Source organism: uncultured Winogradskyella sp., assembly GCF_963975125.1.
Classification (GTDB): Bacteria; Bacteroidota; Bacteroidia; order Flavobacteriales; family Flavobacteriaceae; genus Winogradskyella.
The window spans coordinates 1-17831 of record NZ_CAXBGB010000024.1 but is presented as its reverse complement, the minus strand read 5'-3'; the positions used below and the strand labels follow the sequence as shown (position 1 = coordinate 17831).

Below are 17831 nucleotides of genomic sequence, written 5' to 3'. Positions count from 1 at the left end.
TTATTCTATATCCTCAACATCTGGATATAAAAAATGGTTATAAGGAAAACGTGTCACATGTATTTCTCTTACTTCTTTATAGACTCGCTTTCTAAATTCATCTAGGTTCTCTTTGTTTAATGCCGAAATAAACAAAGCATTATCACCTATTCTAGACATCCACGTTTTTTTCCACTCTTCAATGCTGTAATTAGCTTTTGTTCTTTCAACTATTAAATCTTCTTCATCAAAAGGTTCTGCTTCATAAGCATCAATCTTATTAAACACCATTATAGTTGGTTTGTCTTTACTTTCTATTTCATCTAAAATTTGATGAACAGAATCTATATGCTCTTCAAAGTTAGTATGTGAAATATCTACTACATGCAATAACAGATCGGCTTCTCTAACTTCGTCTAATGTGCTCTTAAAGGATTCTACTAATTGGGTTGGTAATTTTCTAATAAATCCTACGGTGTCACTCACTAAAAATGGTAAGTTACCAATAACAACTTTTCTTACCGTCGTATCTAAAGTTGCAAAAAGTTTATTCTCTGCAAAAACGTCACTCTTACTAACCACATTCATTAAAGTAGATTTACCTACATTGGTATAACCAACCAATGCTACGCGTACCATTTTACCACGATTTCCACGTTGCACAGCCATTTGCTTATCAATAGTTTTAATCTTGGCTTTTAATAATGAAATTTTATCTCTTACTATACGTCTATCAGTTTCAATCTCTGTTTCACCAGGTCCTCTCATACCAATACCACCTTTTTGTCTTTCGAGATGTGTCCACATTCCTTTTAGTCTTGGTAATAAATATTCGCATTGTGCCAATTCTACCTGAGTTCTTGCATAACTCGTTTGTGCACGTTGCGCAAAAATATCTAATATCAAATTAGTTCTGTCTAATATCTTACAATTAAGTATCTTACTAATATTTCGCTCTTGCGCTGGTGATAATTCGTCATCAAAAATTACAGTGCCAATTTCATTTTCTTCAACAAAACGTCTTACGTCCTCCATCTTACCTGTACCAATAAAAGTTTTTGGATTAGGCATAGCCATTTTTTGAGTGTAACGCTTTATAACCTCACCACCTGCTGTATAGGTTAAAAACTCTAACTCGTCTAAATACTCTTTAGATTTTTCTTCGTCTTGATCTTGAGTAATAACTCCTATTAAAACAACTTTTTCTAACGCGGTATCTTTTTTTTCTATCATAAAGTAATTAAAGTACAAAGTTAAGCAAATGCATTATTTAGATTAAGGTTTTAAAACCATATATTTATTGCCATGACTAATAACAACCATACTTCTTACACAGTAGCATTTTATAATATCGAAAATTTATTCGATGTAGAAAATGACCCCTTAACTAATGATGATGATTTCTTGCCAACTTCAGCCAAACGATGGACACCAAAACGCTATAAAAATAAGCTTAAAAAATTAGGCACTGTGATTTCTAAAATAGGTGAAGAGGATACTGAATCTGCTCCTACAATTGTAGGTTTGGCTGAAGTTGAAAATAAAAAAGTCCTGTCGGATTTAGTGTGGAGTAAAAACTTAATTAAAGAAGGCTATAGTTTTGTGCATTATGATTCCGCAGACGAAAGAGGAATTGACGTAGCACTCCTTTATAAAAGTGATATTTTTAAAGTTGAGAATTCTGAAGTTTTCTCTGTTTATCTCCAAACAGAATTTGGAGAGCAAGATTATACTAGAGATATCCTTTTGGTACAAGGTGTTTTAAATAATGAGCCTTTACATATTATAGTTAATCATTGGTCTTCTCGACGAGAAGGTGAAAAGGAAACTGAATTTAAACGTTTAGCAGCTTCAAATAAGGTGAATTCTATAATTAAAACTATAAAAAAGGAAGATCCCAATATTAAGATTATAGTAATGGGAGATTTTAATGACAACCCAAACAATGATAGCATCGCTTTAATGGAAAAAGAAAGTGAGTTATACAATCCGTTTAAAACCGTTTGGTCACAATATAAAGGAAGCTTAAGTTATAATTTTCAATGGAATTTATTTGATCAAATTCTATTTTCCACTAACTTTTTTGACACTAATAATTCTACATTAAATTTTGATATTGCTGATGTATTTAATACTAAGATTTTAACTCAGTATCATGGTAAATATAAAGGACAACCTTTTAGAACTTATGTCGGTAAAAAATATAAAGGTGGTTATAGCGATCATTTTCCTGTTTACATTCAATTTAAGCCTTCTTAAAGGTGTGAAAATAAAAACCCTTTTATCGATTATTAAGGTAGTTAATCTATTATAGCAATGTTAACATCTTGTTAATAGTCATTTTTTATATATTCGGGTGGGCATAATAAAAACGTCTAACCAACGTAATTAATATCTATTCTAGTCCCAAGTTATATTCAATAAATCAATTCCTTTATAATCAGCGTATTATAAGGGATTAAATAATTTTAATAAACAGATTCGCAATGAAAAAAATTACTCTATTATTAATCATGCTTGGTTTTTTACTTACCGCAAATGCCCAGTATGTTTTTAATCCAATAGTTGGCCCAACAAATGTCGCTGCTGGTGCACCAGTTACAATTAATCTTAATGATGCTATAAATTCTACAGGTGTAGCTGCATCATCAACTGGCTCTTATGATTCATTTTCTATTACCGTAGATTGGGTAGCCGGTGGAGGAAATCCATGGTCTGCGGAAGCAGAAATTACACTTACAACTACAGCTGGTTCTGTGATTATAGACCCAGCAACTACTGGTGGTCTTACTAGTAATGCTGATACAACTTTAACTTTCGATGGAGATTTATCTGCTATCTATGATCCTAACGCGGATGGATTTATGGATTTAGTTTTAGATCAGAGTTTTGGTGGTTCTGATGCAGATTGGTCGAATATAGAAGTTACTTTATTTGAGAGTCCAACTTGTGTTGTTCCTATCGGTATGGCTTCATCAAACGGCACTACAACTTCTGTTGATTTAAACTGGACAGCTGGAGATTCTGAAACAACATGGAATCTAGAATATAATGCTGACACAGATTTTACGCCTGGTAATGGTGAAGAAGCTGGTTCGGTAACTGTAAATACAACACCTACAGCCTCTTTGACGGGTTTAACCCCTTTTTCTAATTACTTTGTTTACTACCAAGCTGATTGTGCCGGAAACGGCTTAAGCGAATGGGTCGGTCCATTTAGTTTCTTAACTGGTTATTGCGAATCCATTCCTTCATCTAATGATAATGATGGTATTGCTGATGCACAATTAGGTGCCGAAAACTTTACATCGGCAGGAGATGTAGTTTTTGAAGACTTTACCTCACCAACAGTAGATTTAGCTGCTGGTGTAACGGCTAATTTTATGATTACTTTCGTTTCAGGATATACTTATGATGTTAATGTTTGGATAGATTTCAATAACGATTTAGTTTATGATAATGTTACAGAACTTGTTTTTCAAGGTGAAACAACGAATGCTAATCCAACAATCTTTGACGCTTCTTTTGTAATGCCAAATGTCCCTGAAGGTATCTATAATATGAGAATGGGTTCTGCTGATTTTGGCCAATCAACACCAAACCCTTGTTATGATGGTTCTTTTGGTGTTACAGCAGATTTCACTGTTAATGTTACTGCTGCGCCAGAATGTATCCCTGCTTCTAGTTTAATCGCTGAAAATATTACTGAAACATCTGCTGATTTATCTTGGACAGATCTAGGTGCAACGGGTGTTACATGGGATTTAGAATGGGGTCCTGCTGGTTTTACACCAGGAACAGGCACTGTTGTTAACGGTCTTACTACTACAACCTATACACTAACAGGCTTAACGGCTGGAACATCATATAACTATTACATATTAACTAATTGTGCAGCCACATCTTCAACACTATCTGGCCCATCGATTTTTGTAACTGCTACACCAGGCGAGACATGCACTAACGCTTTTTCAATGCCTGTTGAAACTATCTGTGATGGAAGTAATTCTGTTACTTTTAACTTTGCAAATGGTGGAGATATTGACGCTAACGATGAAAACCCTTCCTGTGATGGGTTCGGTAATTTTGGCTATTTTATAAGCTTTACAGCACCTGCTGTAGGCTCAGTAATAATTAATTTTGATGGAGCTGCGGCTGACATAGGATTAGAAGTATATGATGCTTGTGGAGGAACTGCAGTATCAGATTGTACAAATAATGGTTTTGATGCTGGTGATAACTCAGGGATAATTGGAGGTCTTACTCCTGGTAACACTTACGTTGCTGTTATTTGGAGAGATGGTCAAAATGGAACTGCCGATGTTTGTATTCAAGAAGGCCCTACATGTCCTTTCCCAATTGATTTAACTGCAACTACTGTAACAGAGAGTTCAGCTGATTTAGGTTGGACAGAAAATGGTTCTGCAACATCTTGGAATATAGAATGGGGACCTGCAGGTTTTGTTCAAGGTACAGGCACTGCTATTAATGGTGTAACTACAAACCCTTTTAACCTAGCTGGTTTAACACAAAATACAGATTATGATTTTTATGTTCAGGCTATTTGTACTGCTGAAACATCTACTTTCACAGGGCCATTTACATTTACAACAACGCCACAATCAAACTTTACTATAGATTGTACAACAGGAGGCCCTTTAACTCAAGATTATTGTTATGAAAATGGTGGAGCTAATAATCCTTTCATTTTCACTTTTACAAGTAATGATGGTACGCCACTCAATCTTAATTTTAACTCTGGCTTTGTAGAAAACAATTGGGATGAGCTAGTCGTTATAGATTCTGACGGAACTCCATTTCCTGGTTTTGCTGTAGCTGATCAAAATTATGGTGCTGGTGGTAATATTGCTGGACTAACTTTTCAATCCACAGGAGATACAATCTCGTTCTTCATTAATTCTGATAGTTCTGTGAGTTGTGGTAGTGGTAGTGCAGCCCTAGTAGGTGGTATAAACTACACTGTTTCTTGTGCAACATGTATTAACCCACAGGCTACTTACGCGGTTATAGATGATTGTGATAATGGAGACCAATTTTTAATAGATGTAGATATAACTAGTATAGGCGATGCTACATCATTAACAATTTCTAATAATATAAATGGTGATACAACAGATTCAATTACTGAAGCTGGAATATATCAAATAGGTCCTTTTCCTTTCTTGGTAGATGTTGTTGTTACTATTAGCAACGATCAAGATACTAACTGTATAATTAATAGTGCGGCTATACAATTATTAGCCTGCCCACCAGAAAATGATAATTGTGATGGTGCTATTGTTGCTGTTGTAAATGATGGTGCTACATGTGATGAAGTAACATCGGGTACAATTCTTGCAGCAACCCCTTCCGGAGTCGATTCTGGTAGTTGTACAGGAACGCCAAATGATGATGTATGGTTTGAATTCACTGCTTTAAGTGAGGTTCAAATTATATCTATTATAAATATTGTTGGAGGCACTACAAACATAGATCACGCTGTTTATGAAGGTAGTTGTGGTACTTTAACCGAACTATACTGTTCTAATGATGACTCTAGTGTTACAACTGCTTTAGTCATTGGAAACACCTATTATATCAGAATATTTAGCGGTGGAAGTGTGTCTGAAACTTCTACATTCGACTTATGTATTAGAGAAGCACCAAGCAATCTTATCTGTGACAATGCAGAGAATTTTTGTTCTGTAGGTGGAGCTCTTACTACAGCAAATATTATTGGAATTCCTAGTAGTGGACAAGTTGCATGTTTATTTACTGCGCCAAACCCAACTTGGAATATTATTCAAATTGGAGACCCTGGTACAATCGAAATTGAAATAAATCAACAAGACGATACTGGAAACGGACTAGATGTTGATTTTGTGATATGGGGACCTTTTGATTCTATTGAACAAGCATGTATAGATATTATTCTAGAGGATTGTCCAACATGTCCTAATAATACTACAAACCCTAACTTCTATCCATTTGGTAATATTGTAGATTGTAGCTACTCAGCAGCTTCAATTGAAAACCTCACTATTGATAATGCACAAACTGATGAAATTTACATGTTATTAGTTACTAACTTTAACGGTAATGCAGGTAATATCACTATTGAACAAACCAATGCAGGTGGAATTGACAATGGAACTATTGAAGCTGAGATTTCTGCTGCTATAGTTAGTGATGAAGTGCCGATAGACCCAGATAATGACCCAGCGGAAGCTGATGAAGTTTCTCTTTGTGGATTCGATTCTATAGTTATCCAAACAGATTCACCTTTTGCAGATGATTATATATGGTATAAAGATGGTTTTGTTATGCCTGGAGAAACCTCTGCTACACTTACAGTTACAGAATCTAACAATTACCAAGTACAAGCATTTGATAATCAATGTGGTGATGACGCGTTTTCTCAAATTGTAATAGTAAATCTATATGATAACGCAGGTACTGTTGCCCTTCAAAATATTACAGTTTGTGATGGCCCTGTTGCAGATGGCACTGAAGATTTCGACTTAGACGCATTATCTACTGCTCTTGGTTTAGGTGCTGGATTTACAGTTAGCTATTATACTAATACAGCAGATGCTAATCAGGCTATAAATGCTGTGAGTTCAATATATAATTCATCTGGTGAAACCTTAATAATTAGAGTAGAAGATACAGATGCAGCCACTAACGGATACTTAGGATGTCGTTCTTTATCTGAAGTAGAATTAATAGTTAATGCAAGACCAGCAATAACGCAACCTGCTGACTTTATCGTTTGTGATGATATAGATGGTAGTGTAGATGGTGTGACAGAATTTGATTTAACTTCTATCGATGATGAAATAACTACTAACCCAGATGTTGTAATCACTTATCATACATCGCAAGACGATGCCGAAAACAGCACTGGTGCTATATTAGGTCTATATTCTAGTGGAGGTGAAACTATCTATGTTAGAGCTGAGAATACAATTACAGGTTGTTACGACACTACATCATTTAACTTAGAAGTTAATATTGTACCTCTAGCTACTTTTGATCCTCAATTCGAATATGAAGTATGTCCTAACGCTACAGTTCCAATTCTTATTGGTATTATGCCATCTAACTTTACCTCTGCTGATGTATCGATAAACTGGTTCTTAGATGGAGTGCAAATTGCAGGTGCAAATGACTTAACATTAGATACTGTTTTATTACAAGGTGATTACTCTGCAGAAATTACTTTCAATGCTACAGGTTGTGTTAATACTATAACCACATTTGTTATGGAATTAGAATCTTGTGTAATTCCTCAAGGAATTTCACCAGGTGTTACTCCTGGTTTCAACGATAATTTCGATTTAAGTAGTTACGGTGTAACTAAACTCGAAATATTTAATAGAAATGGCACTCTTGTTTACTCTAAAAGGGATTATACTAATGAATGGGTAGGACAAACCAACGATGGTGAAGAACTTCCTGTAGGTACTTATTTTTATACAATGGAATATGAAGGTGGTACTAAAAAACGTACTGCTTGGATATACATTAACAGATAATCAACTAACTAACTTGAATCAACTTAAATTATAATGAAAAAACTCTCTATTATAGCGGTCTTGCTTTTGGCATTCCAAACGCATGCACAACAAGACCCTCAGTACACACAGTACATGTATAATATGAATGTCATTAATCCAGCCTATGCAGGCTCTAGAGAAAATCTCTCTTTCGGGTTATTGTATAGAACTCAATGGACAGGCATTAATGGTGCGCCAGAAACAGGAACGTTTTTCGGGCATTCACCTATTGGTAATAATCTTGGCTTAGGTTTGTCTGTTATCGCAGATCAAATTGGCCCTGTTAAAGAAACAAATGTTTATGCTGATGTTTCATATACCTTAAGACTCGGAGGTGAGCATCGTCTTGCATTTGGTGTTAAAGCTGGTGCAACTTTTCACGACATTGGTTTAACAGATATTGATCTTATTGATGAAGATGATCCTTTCTTTCAAAATAACATAAATGAGACTACTCCTAATATAGGTGCTGGTTTCTTTTATTATACCAACAAATATTATTTAGCGCTATCGGTTCCCAATATGTTATCATCTGTACATTTAGATGCCAATGGTTTTAAAATAGGATCAGAAACTCAACATTACTTCTTAACTGGTGGCTATGTCTTTGATTTATCACCAAATACAGAATTTAAACCTTCATTTATGATGAAATCTGCATTTGGTGCGCCTACATCTTTTGATATTAATCTAAATGCCCGATTTTTTAAGAAATTTGAAATTGGAGCCTCCTACAGAACAGATGATTCGTTTTCTGGATTAATAAATTTTTCTCTCACACCTTCGCTAAGGGTTGGTTATGCATACGATGCTGTAACATCAGATATAAAAGCCTATGCACCAGCATCTCATGAAGTGATGTTATTATTCGACCTAAATTTTCCAAAACGTGTTTCTCGTTCACCAAGATACTTTTAATCAGTTAAGCTAAACCATTATGAAAAACTTAAAAACATTATTATTTATTACGTTGATGAGTAGCTTATGCTTAACTGCACAAAATAAAGCTACCAAGAAAGCAGATAAACAATTCTCAAGATTTGAATTTGTGAAAGCTGCAGAAAGTTACAATAAGCTAATAGAAAACGGAAAGGGAGATGCCTATGTTTACAGTCAACTTGCAGAAAGCTATTACAATATTTTTAATACTGTTGAAGCCGAACGTTGGTATGATAAAGCTCTAGAATCCTCTGATAATCCAGAAATGGTTTATAAGTATTCTCAAATGCTTAAAGCCAACGGTAAGTACGAAGCATCTAACCAACAAATGGAACGTTTTGCATCAATGCGCCCATCAGATCATAGAGCTACTGCGTTTAGAAAAAATCCTAATTACCTCCCGAAAATATTAGAACAGGGAAAGAAATTTAATGTTCAGAATGCAGATTTTAACTCTGAACAAGCAGATTTTGGCGGTACAATTCATGACGGAAAATTATACATTACTTCTGGTCGTAATGACAATCGTAAGACTTATGGTTGGAATGACCAACCATTCTTAGATATCTATACGCTGGCTAAAAATTCAGACGGTTCTTACCAAGCAGCCACTATGGCAAACGATAAGATTAATACTAAATTTCATGAAGGTTTAGTATCATTTACGCCAGATGGGAAAACGATGTATTTTTCTAGAGAGAGTTATTTTGAAAAAGATTTTGAAAAAGATTCTTTAAGTAAGACACGTTATAGCCAATTATACCTTTTTAAGGCAACTAAACTAGCCGAAGATTGGGATACAATAGAGAGTTTAGCTATTAATAGTGAAAATTACTCAGTAAAAAATCCATCTGTAAGTTCTGATGGTAACACATTGTACTTTGCCTCTAATATGCCAGGTGGTTTTGGTAATTTTGATATTTATAAAGCATCAATAAATTCTGATGGAACAATAGGTGAGCCACAAAACATGGGTCAAAAAGTAAATACTGAAGGACAGGAAATGTTCCCTTATATTAGTAGTACAAATACACTTTATTTTTCTTCTAACGGTCATCTAGGTTTAGGAGGAATGGATGTATTCTATACTAAAGAAATTGACGGTAAAACAACACCAATTAGAAATGTTGGTATTCCTATTAATAGTAATGGTGATGACTTTGCTTTTACTATAGATGAAGGTTCTGAGGAAGGTTTTGTGTCATCAAACAGAGATGGTGGTAAGGGTAGTGATGATGTTTATGCATTTAAAAAGTTACAACCACTTTGTGATGTATTAATTACAGCTACCGTTTTAGATGATAAGACACGTGAGCCATTAAGCGGAGCTTCAGTTTCTTTATATGATGCGGAAGGTAATAAAGTTGTCTCTAAGACAACCAACGCGGAAGGTATTGCTGAGTTTATTGTTGAGTGCGAAACAGATACAGAGTTAGAAGTAATACTAGATGATTACGATAGTAAAAAGGTGGCTGTCAAAGGCACTAATGAAGAAGAAAATAATGTGCAAATTTCATTAGACCCAATTGAAAAATTAATTGCTGCAGATCGCATAGAGCTGAATCCTATTTATTTTGATTTTGATAAATCTAATGTTACAACTAAAGCCGCTTTTGAGTTAGATAAGCTTGTACAGATAATGAACAAATATCCAGATCTTGTAATTAACGCAACTTCACATACAGATTACATAGGCTCTAGCACATACAACCTAGCACTATCGGATCGTAGAGCAAAAACTACGGTTCAGTATGTTATCTCTAAAGGTATAGATGCATCTCGAATCTCTGGAATGGGTAAAGGAGAAACTGAACCAAAAGTAGATTGTGGAACTAACTGTACAGACGAAGAACGCCAATTAAACAGACGTTCAGAGTTTATAATAGTAAGTGGTGGTTCAGAAACAAAATAGATTATAAAATAATAGTATTGTTAAGCCTATCCTTTTGTTAAAGTGATAGGCTTTTTTTTAGGATTTAATTACATTTAAAAATTATAAACGCTCAGAGCTTTCAGAGCTTTTTTAGTATGTCCATTCTCGATAAGGTTTTTTACTCAATTGAGAATTATAATATTTTATGTCTCCTGTTACCTCTCTACCTAACCAATTTGGTTTTTCGAAGGCTTCGTTTTCAGATTTTAGTTCTACCTCCGCTAAAATTAAACCTTCATTATCACCAAAAAATTCATCGACTTCAAAAATGTGATTTCCAGATTTTACTTCATAACGTCTTTTATCTATAATTCCACTTTCGCAAAGTTGTAGAAGTGCTTCCGCTTCAAGTAATGGAATTTCTTTCTCCCATTCAAACCGCGATAAACCATTTTCAGTAGATTTTCCTTTAATGGTTAAATAACCCTTTTCATTTTTCAGCCTTACACGTACAGTTCGCTTTTTATGACTGTTTAAAAAGCCTTGTTTTATAGAATAACTATTGTAAGCCTCAGTTTTAAAGACTTGAGAATTGACTATAAATTTACGTTCAATTTCTATCATTTTATCACCCACAAAACTGGGAATCTATTTTAGAATTTAACTTCTTTAAAAAAAGAAAAAGATTTATGCCTTCGCAGGAATACGTAAATTTACAGCATGATTAGCGATTTACCAATAAGAAAGATAATTCATGTAGATATGGATGCGTTTTATGCCTCTGTAGCGCAAATGGATAATCCAGAACTTAAAGGTAAACCGATTGCTGTAGGTGGTGGTGAAACAAGAGGTGTTATAAGTGCTGCAAGCTACGAAGCCAGAAAATTTGGTGTAAAAAGTGCTATGCCTGGTCGCCTAGCTATAAAACTATGTCCAAAACTTATATTTGTTAAAACTGATTTTGAACGATATTCAGAAATCTCGAAACAAGTAAAATCTATTTTTTATGATTATACAGACTTGGTAGAGCCATTATCTTTAGATGAAGCTTATCTCGATGTTACAAAAAACAAAAAAGGCCTTCCTAGTGCTACTTTGCTTGCGCAAGAGATACGACAACGGATTTATGAAGAAGTTGGCTTAACTGCTTCTGCAGGTATTTCTATAAATAAATTTATAGCTAAAGTCGCCAGCGATTATAATAAACCAAATGGACAGAAAACTGTGAACCCTGAAGATGTGCTTAAGTTTTTAGAAGATTTGGATATTCGCAAATTTTACGGTGTCGGCAAGGTAACTGCAGAGAAAATGTATCAAAAAGGCATTTTTACGGGAAAGGATTTAAAAGTTAAAAACCTTGAGTATTTGGAAGAAAACTTCGGGAAGTCTGGTCGTTACTATTATTATGTTGTACGCGGTATCCATAACAGTGAGGTAAAACCAAATAGAATAAGAAAATCTTTAGCTGCAGAGCGTACGTTTAATAAAAATCTATCTTCTGAAATCTTTATGCTCGAAAAACTAGAGCATATCGCAGAAGAGGTATCTCGACGATTAGATAAAAGTACAGTCGCAGGAAAAACAGTAACATTAAAAATAAAGTATAGTGACTTCACCTTACAAACTCGAAGTAAAACATTGCCCTATTACGTGAGCGAGAAAGCTATTATTCTAGATACAGCTAAAGATTTATTATACCAAAATGAATTGAATAATTCTGTTCGTCTTTTAGGAATTTCATTGTCTAATTTGAATACGAACCAAAATAAAACTAAGGCTAAGAAAGGATCTGTTAGCGTTCAGTTAAAATTCAAATTTTAGTCATTTGATTGTCTTAAGTTTATAAAGCTAATAAAAACAACCAAATATGAAATTCTTAAATTATGTTCTCATCTTTCATTTAGTATTTGCTATTAGGGCTTGCAAAGAAAAAGAAGAAACCTCTACTGGTATTACAAAAACGGAAGCACCAAAAGAAGGTGCTCAACCTTTTGCTGTATCTAGAACCTTTTCTCTCTCCTGATAATTTAAGGTTGTATTTTGCATCTAAAAAGATAGTACTAACGACTTTGATATTTGGTGTGTAGAACGCACATCTAAAACTTCTGCTTGGTCTCAGCCCAAAAACATCGGAGCTCCAATAAATACAGAAGCTGATGAATTTTATCCAGCAGTTGCACTTAACAATAATATATACTTCACGAGTATCAAAAAAGAATTAGAATCTGCAGACGACATCTTTTTAAGTGAATGGAAGAACGACACCTATAGCACACCTGTTCCTTTAAGTAAATCCGTTAATACCAAGGGTGCAGAATTCAATGCCTTTATTGCACCGGATGAATCTTATATCATCTTTGGTGGCAGGCGACGACCAGATGGCATTGGTACTGGTGATTTATATATGAGTAAAAAAATAAATGGCAAATGGGCTACAGCCGAAAACCTTGGATCGGAAGTCAACTCAAAGCAAACCGACTTCTGTCCTTTTGTAAATAATAACACACTGTATTTTACAAGCCAAAGAAATAATGTAGCACAAAAAGAAAATGGTTTTAGTAATACAGAAGAATTGCTCTCTGAGATTAATAGATATGATAATGGAGCAAGTAGAATATATCAGGTAGATTTTAGCGCGTATTTAAATACTCAATAGATGCTTTAAAAGACTCTATTTTAATAAAATAATTACTTGACTTTTTCAAAATTTTCACCGAACTACATTAACGTTTAATAAAAAACGTTTTTTTATCAGAGACATTAACTAAACCTCCTAAAAACTACAATTCTCAATCTCAGTAACGCGCAACGTATTTACCATCCCTTTAGCTTGTATTGGCATTGCTGCTAAACTAATTAGCATATCACCAACTTCTAAATAACCTTTTTTACAAGCAATCGCATTTACATCTTCTAAAGTTTCATCAGTACTTACAAATCTATCATAATAAAAAGCTTTAACACCCCAAAGTAAACTTAGTTGAGTTAAAATACGTCTGTTAGATGTAAAAACTAAAATATGAGCAGAAGGTCTCCACGCAGAAATCTGAAAGGCTGTATAACCACTATTGGTTAACGTAGAAATGGCTGTTGCATTAATTTCATTCGCCATATTGGCTGCATGATAACAAATTGCTTTTGTAATGTACCGTTTGGTACGAATGTGTGGTGGAGATTGTGGTACTTCAATTAATGGAGAATCCTCAACACTTCGTATAATATTTGCCATTTGGCGAATCACTTGCACAGGATACTGTCCCACTGAAGTTTCACCAGATAACATTACAGCATCAGCACCATCCATAACAGAGTTAGCAACATCATTTACCTCAGCTCGTGTTGGCGTTAAACTTGTAATCATAGTCTCCATCATCTGTGTTGCAATAATCACAGGGATTCTAGCACGCTTCGCTCTAAGTACTAGTTGCTTTTGAATTAATGGCACTTCTTCTGCAGGAATTTCTACACCTAAATCACCACGAGCAACCATTAAACCATCACAATAAGCTACAATTTTATCAATATTCTCTACGGCTTCTGGTTTTTCAATCTTAGCTATAATTGGAATTTTATGATCACTATGTTCATTAATCAACTTTTCTAATTGCATTAAGTCTTCAGCATGTCTTACAAAAGACAATGCCATCCAATCCACTTTTTGACCAATAGCAAAAATAGCATCTTCAATATCTTTTTCTGTTAATGCTGGTTGAGAAATGTTTGTATTAGGAAGATTTACACCTTTCTTAGATTTTAATGGGCCTCCTTGTATCACTTTCGCTTTTACTTCAGTCTTCTTATCAGTAGAAACGACTTCGAAAATTAATTTTCCGTCATCTAATAAAATGCGTTCACCGGGTTTTGCGTCTTCCGGAAACTTATCATACGTCATATAGACGCGCTCCTTTGTGCCTTCAAAACGTTCTCCAGTAGCAAAAATAATTTCGTCACCTTCGTTAACAATGACCTCTCCTTTCATCATCCCAACACGTAATTTCGGGCCTTGTAAATCCCCTAAAATAGATGCGTTGTAACCAAACTCATCATTGAGTTCTCTAATCATTTTTATACGTTCTTCAACGTCTTTATAATCAGCATGAGAAAAGTTTATTCTAAATACATTAGCTCCTTCATCGAGCATGGCTTTTAAAACTTCTTTTGTACTCGTTGCTGGGCCTAATGTGGCTACTATTTTTGTTTTCTTATTGGACATCAATTCAAAAAATTAAATGATCTTTAGATTTTATCTTTAACGGATCTACCGTATAACTTGTTATTATCTGTGGAATTGTTTGTAACCTACTTAAGATTACTTTTTCATTTACATTCTGAATTTCGTTAGAAATTTTTATAAAAAAATCCACTTTATTATATTCTGAAATTAAATGGAACGTTTTAAGTACTTTTTCATTGGTTTTAAACAAAGTTCCTGTACTGTATAAGCTATCTTCTTCTTTTTTACACGCATTTGAAACTAAATTCCAGGTGACATATTGTGCTTCATTATTCCATTCAAAAATACTGTATGATGACTCTAAATATTTAAAGTCTAAATCTTCTGACTTACGCTTTAAGTTTAAGTCTAAATTCTGATTAAGTAAATAGGCTAAACGATAATCTTCTAGCCTACAATGAATAGCAATGAGTTTGTAGGTGTCGTCATAGAAATCATCTACCAGAAGTTTGTGTAAAGCCATATAGTCATAACTTTGAATCGTAAATATAGAATAATAATAGGTTAACTATATTAACTTTTGGTTAATCTTAACCCATAAAACTAACGAAAACGTTATAGTTTAATTGATTTAAGTCTTAGATTGAATTTACAGCCTAAATTAACTTAGTAATTTGTTTTTGAAATGCAAAAAATGCGCGTTTAGATGCTTTTTCCTCTGCCTTTTTCTTAGAAGTTGCTCTTGCTTTAGATACAACTTTATCGTTAATACTAAGTTTAACTGAGAAGTGTTTTAATTCATCATTACCCGTATCTTCATATACATTGTAATTGAACGTGTTTTTTTCTTTCTGACACCATTCTATAAGCAAACTCTTATAGCTAATCACTTTTCCCTCTAAAGTTTCTATATCTACGTAAGGATTGATAACACGCTTATAAATAAAATTCTCACAATACTTATAACCTCTATCTAAATAAATTGCGCCGACTAATGCTTCAAACAGATTGCCGTGAATATTATCTCCAAAATTAGATTTCGGAATTCTACTTTGAACCAAATCAATAAGTCCTAAATCTTTACCTAATTCGTTAAGATGCTCTCTACTTACAACTTTAGAACGCATTTTGGTAAGATAGCCTTCGTCCCCTTGAGGTACTTTCTCAAACAAATAGGCTGCAATAACAGAACTTAGCATAGCGTCACCAACAAATTCTAGGCGTTCGTAATTAAAAGTATTCCCTTTTTTGTCCTTAATATTCATGGAACGATGTGTAAATGCCTTTACATAAAGTGATTTTGATTTTGGCCTAAAATCTAAGATTTCTCTAAGCTGTAAAAAAAAATTCCCGTCTTCTGGAGAACGGGAATTTAGTATGTTACGAATGAAGCTCATTCGGGATTTAATCTAATTTTTTGAATAACACACAAGCGTTGTGACCGCCAAATCCAAAGGTATTACTCATTACAACTTTAATATCTCTTTTCTGAGGTTTATTGAGTGTTAAATTTAATTCTGGGTCTATGTTTTCGTCAACCGTTTCGTGATTAATTGTTGGTGGTACTAAACCATGCTCCATTGCCATAATTGAAGCAATTGCCTCAACAGCTCCAGCAGCACCCAACAAGTGACCTGTCATAGATTTTGTAGAATTAATATTTATGTTTTTAGCATGGCTACCAAACACTTCAGATATAGCTTTTAACTCAGCAACATCACCTAATGGTGTCGATGTGCCATGAGTGTTAATATGATCTACATCTTCAGGATTTAAACCAGCGTTTTCTAAACAATTTTTCATTACCGCAACAACACCGATTCCTTCTGGATGTGGTGCCGTCATATGATATGCATCAGAAGATAAACCGCCACCGACAACCTCAGCGTAGATTTTAGCACCTCTTGCTTTTGCATGCTCATACTCTTCTAAAACAATAGAACCCGCTCCTTCACCTAATACAAAGCCATCTCTAGTTGCATCAAATGGTCTCGAAGCTGTTTGTGGACTTTCGTTACGAGTACTCATAGCATGCATAGCATTAAAACCTCCCATGCCTGCAATAGTAACGGCAGCTTCACTTCCGCCTGTAATTATAACATCACAATGTCCTAAACGAATAGTGTTTAAAGCATCGATCATTGAATTTGCAGAAGATGCGCAAGCAGAAACTGTTGTATAGTTAGGTCCCATGAAACCATATTTTATAGATATGTTTCCTGGTGCTATATCAGCAATCATTTTTGGAATGAAGAATGGATTAAAACGAGGTGTACCATCACCCGCAGCAAAGTTTAACACCTCTTGTTGAAATGTTTCTAAACCACCAATACCAGCACCCCAAATTACTCCAACTCTTAATTTGTTTATCGTATCAAGATCTAGTTTCGAGTCTGCAATAGCTTCATCCGAAGCTACCATTGCGTACTGCGAAAATTTATCCATTTTACGCGCTAACTTTCTATCAATAAAGTCAGTAACTTCAAAGTTTTTTACTTCACAAGCGAACTTCGTTTTGAACTTTTCAGCATCAAAATGTGTCACAGGTGCGGCACCACTTTTTCCACTAATAAGTGCATCCCAATATTCATCTTTGGTATTGCCTATTGGTGTAAGTGCACCTAAACCGGTAACTACTACTCGCTTTAATTCCATAAAAATAAAGTTCTTATTTTGCTTCTTCTATGTAAGAAATAGCTTGACCAACTGTTGCAATGTTCTCAGCTTGATCGTCTGGGATTTGAATATCAAATTCTTTTTCAAATTCCATTATTAATTCAACAGTATCTAATGAATCCGCTCCTAAATCGTTAGTGAAGCTAGCTTCAGTTACAACCTCGTTTTCATCAACACCTAATTTGTCTACGATAATCGCTTTTACTCTTGATGCAATGTCTGACATAATCTTTTAATTTTAAGTTTTAATTAGATGGCAAAAATAAAAAACTTTATTTTAAAAATCACCTTTACCGATAAAATGTGTTTTTAATTTACTAAAAATTAGTAAAGTCTTTCTGTTTTGCCCTAATTGTTAATTATTATTCTTTTTTTTGTTTGAATAATATAACATTGATTGTCTGTAAATGAAACGTATTGTAATTTTTGCGTCCGGTTCTGGAAGTAATGCTGAAAATCTAATTAAGTTTTTTCACAACAGAGATAATGCTTCTGCTATTCAGGTACTAACTAACAATCCTCATGCCAAAGTATTGGATCGTTGTAAAAAATTGAATGTTAGCGCCTTATCTTTTAATAGAATTGCCTTCTCTAAATCTGAAGATGTCTTAAATATTCTCAAAGCATCACA

14 protein-coding genes and 1 pseudogene are annotated in these 17831 nt (G+C 34.2%); 8 read left to right on the top strand and 7 right to left on the bottom strand.

Annotation, left to right across the window (positions count from 1 at the left end; all coding sequences use genetic code 11):
* Window positions 1-1212, bottom strand: coding sequence for a GTPase HflX (hflX, locus tag AAC053_RS05255; protein ID WP_339753711.1), 1212 nt, complete (start codon window positions 1210-1212; stop codon window positions 1-3).
* Between the two features lie 72 nt (window positions 1213-1284).
* On the opposite strand from hflX, the gene AAC053_RS05250 reads away from it, so the two are divergent.
* The 4 genes from AAC053_RS05250 (at window position 1285) to AAC053_RS05235 (ending at window position 10389) form a co-directional block, all read left to right on the top strand.
* Entirely contained in the window at window positions 1285-2238 is a 954-nt protein-coding gene (locus AAC053_RS05250; RefSeq protein ID WP_339753708.1) for an endonuclease/exonuclease/phosphatase family protein, read from the top strand.
* 227 nt (window positions 2239-2465) lie between these two features.
* Window positions 2466-7517, top strand: a complete 5052-nt coding sequence (locus tag AAC053_RS05245; RefSeq protein WP_339753705.1) for a gliding motility-associated C-terminal domain-containing protein — start codon at window positions 2466-2468, stop codon at window positions 7515-7517.
* A gap of 33 nt (window positions 7518-7550) precedes the next feature.
* Complete coding sequence (locus AAC053_RS05240) at window positions 7551-8456, top strand: type IX secretion system membrane protein PorP/SprF (protein ID WP_339753703.1); 906 nt, start codon at window positions 7551-7553, stop codon at window positions 8454-8456.
* Window positions 8457-8475: 19 nt separating this feature from the next.
* A complete protein-coding gene (locus AAC053_RS05235) occupies window positions 8476-10389 on the top strand; it encodes an OmpA family protein (protein ID WP_339753700.1) in 1914 nt (637 codons plus the stop codon).
* Window positions 10390-10500: 111 nt separating this feature from the next.
* On the opposite strand, the gene AAC053_RS05230 is transcribed toward AAC053_RS05235, so the two are convergent.
* The gene (locus AAC053_RS05230) at window positions 10501-10974 is read right to left on the bottom strand and encodes a CYTH domain-containing protein (RefSeq protein ID WP_339753697.1); all 474 of its coding nucleotides are present in this window, start codon (window positions 10972-10974) and stop codon (window positions 10501-10503) included.
* A 96-nt stretch (window positions 10975-11070) separates the two neighbouring features.
* Here AAC053_RS05230 and dinB point away from each other — a divergent pair, with 96 nt between their 5' ends.
* The 3 genes from dinB to AAC053_RS05215 all read left to right on the top strand — a co-directional run bounded on the left by dinB (window position 11071) and on the right by AAC053_RS05215 (window position 13006).
* Window positions 11071-12171 carry a DNA polymerase IV gene (gene dinB, locus AAC053_RS05225; protein ID WP_339753694.1) on the top strand — a complete coding sequence of 367 codons (1101 nt, stop codon included), beginning with the start codon at window positions 11071-11073 and terminating at the stop codon, window positions 12169-12171.
* A gap of 46 nt (window positions 12172-12217) precedes the next feature.
* Entirely contained in the window at window positions 12218-12373 is a 156-nt protein-coding gene (locus AAC053_RS05220) for a hypothetical protein (RefSeq protein ID WP_339753691.1), read from the top strand.
* 381 nt (window positions 12374-12754) lie between these two features.
* Window positions 12755-13006, top strand: a complete 252-nt coding sequence (locus AAC053_RS05215) for a hypothetical protein (protein WP_339753688.1) — start codon at window positions 12755-12757, stop codon at window positions 13004-13006.
* 117 nt (window positions 13007-13123) lie between these two features.
* On the opposite strand, the gene pyk is transcribed toward AAC053_RS05215, so the two are convergent.
* The 5 genes from pyk to AAC053_RS05190 form a co-directional block, all read right to left on the bottom strand.
* Window positions 13124-14566, bottom strand: a complete 1443-nt coding sequence (gene pyk / locus AAC053_RS05210; RefSeq protein ID WP_339753685.1) for a pyruvate kinase — start codon at window positions 14564-14566, stop codon at window positions 13124-13126.
* 1 nt (window position 14567) lies between these two features.
* Complete coding sequence (locus AAC053_RS05205; protein ID WP_339753682.1) at window positions 14568-15047, bottom strand: IPExxxVDY family protein; 480 nt, start codon at window positions 15045-15047, stop codon at window positions 14568-14570.
* Between the two features lie 133 nt (window positions 15048-15180).
* Window positions 15181-15921: a ribonuclease III gene (gene rnc / locus AAC053_RS05200; RefSeq protein ID WP_339753679.1), complete on the bottom strand. Its 741-nt coding sequence runs from the start codon at window positions 15919-15921 to the stop codon at window positions 15181-15183.
* Window positions 15922-15928: 7 nt separating this feature from the next.
* Window positions 15929-17179: a beta-ketoacyl-ACP synthase II gene (gene fabF, locus AAC053_RS05195; RefSeq protein WP_339753676.1), complete on the bottom strand. Its 1251-nt coding sequence runs from the start codon at window positions 17177-17179 to the stop codon at window positions 15929-15931.
* Window positions 17180-17192: 13 nt separating this feature from the next.
* Window positions 17193-17426 (bottom strand): acyl carrier protein, encoded by a 234-nt coding sequence (locus tag AAC053_RS05190; protein ID WP_008269813.1) that lies wholly within the window; start codon window positions 17424-17426, stop codon window positions 17193-17195.
* Between the two features lie 181 nt (window positions 17427-17607).
* Between AAC053_RS05190 and AAC053_RS05185 the strand changes: the two are divergent.
* Window positions 17608-17831: pseudogene (locus AAC053_RS05185) on the top strand (phosphoribosylglycinamide formyltransferase); the annotation flags it as partial.

What these genes read in the sequence shown, in the direction of transcription:
- AAC053_RS05250 (WP_339753708.1), top strand. Translation starts at nt 1,285, where the DNA reads ATGACTAATAACAACCATACTTCTTACACAGTAGCATTTTATAATATC.
- AAC053_RS05205 (WP_339753682.1), bottom strand. Translation starts at nt 15,047, where the DNA reads ATGGCTTTACACAAACTTCTGGTAGATGATTTCTATGACGACACCTAC.
- fabF (WP_339753676.1), bottom strand. Translation starts at nt 17,179, where the DNA reads ATGGAATTAAAGCGAGTAGTAGTTACCGGTTTAGGTGCACTTACACCA.
- AAC053_RS05230 (WP_339753697.1), bottom strand. Translation starts at nt 10,974, where the DNA reads ATGATAGAAATTGAACGTAAATTTATAGTCAATTCTCAAGTCTTTAAA.
- AAC053_RS05215 (WP_339753688.1), top strand. Translation starts at nt 12,755, where the DNA reads ATGAGTAAAAAAATAAATGGCAAATGGGCTACAGCCGAAAACCTTGGA.
- AAC053_RS05240 (WP_339753703.1), top strand. Translation starts at nt 7,551, where the DNA reads ATGAAAAAACTCTCTATTATAGCGGTCTTGCTTTTGGCATTCCAAACG.
- AAC053_RS05190 (WP_008269813.1), bottom strand. Translation starts at nt 17,426, where the DNA reads ATGTCAGACATTGCATCAAGAGTAAAAGCGATTATCGTAGACAAATTA.
- AAC053_RS05235 (WP_339753700.1), top strand. Translation starts at nt 8,476, where the DNA reads ATGAAAAACTTAAAAACATTATTATTTATTACGTTGATGAGTAGCTTA.
- hflX (WP_339753711.1), bottom strand. Translation starts at nt 1,212, where the DNA reads ATGATAGAAAAAAAAGATACCGCGTTAGAAAAAGTTGTTTTAATAGGA.
- AAC053_RS05220 (WP_339753691.1), top strand. Translation starts at nt 12,218, where the DNA reads ATGAAATTCTTAAATTATGTTCTCATCTTTCATTTAGTATTTGCTATT.
- AAC053_RS05245 (WP_339753705.1), top strand. Translation starts at nt 2,466, where the DNA reads ATGAAAAAAATTACTCTATTATTAATCATGCTTGGTTTTTTACTTACC.
- rnc (WP_339753679.1), bottom strand. Translation starts at nt 15,921, where the DNA reads ATGAGCTTCATTCGTAACATACTAAATTCCCGTTCTCCAGAAGACGGG.
- dinB (WP_339753694.1), top strand. Translation starts at nt 11,071, where the DNA reads ATGATTAGCGATTTACCAATAAGAAAGATAATTCATGTAGATATGGAT.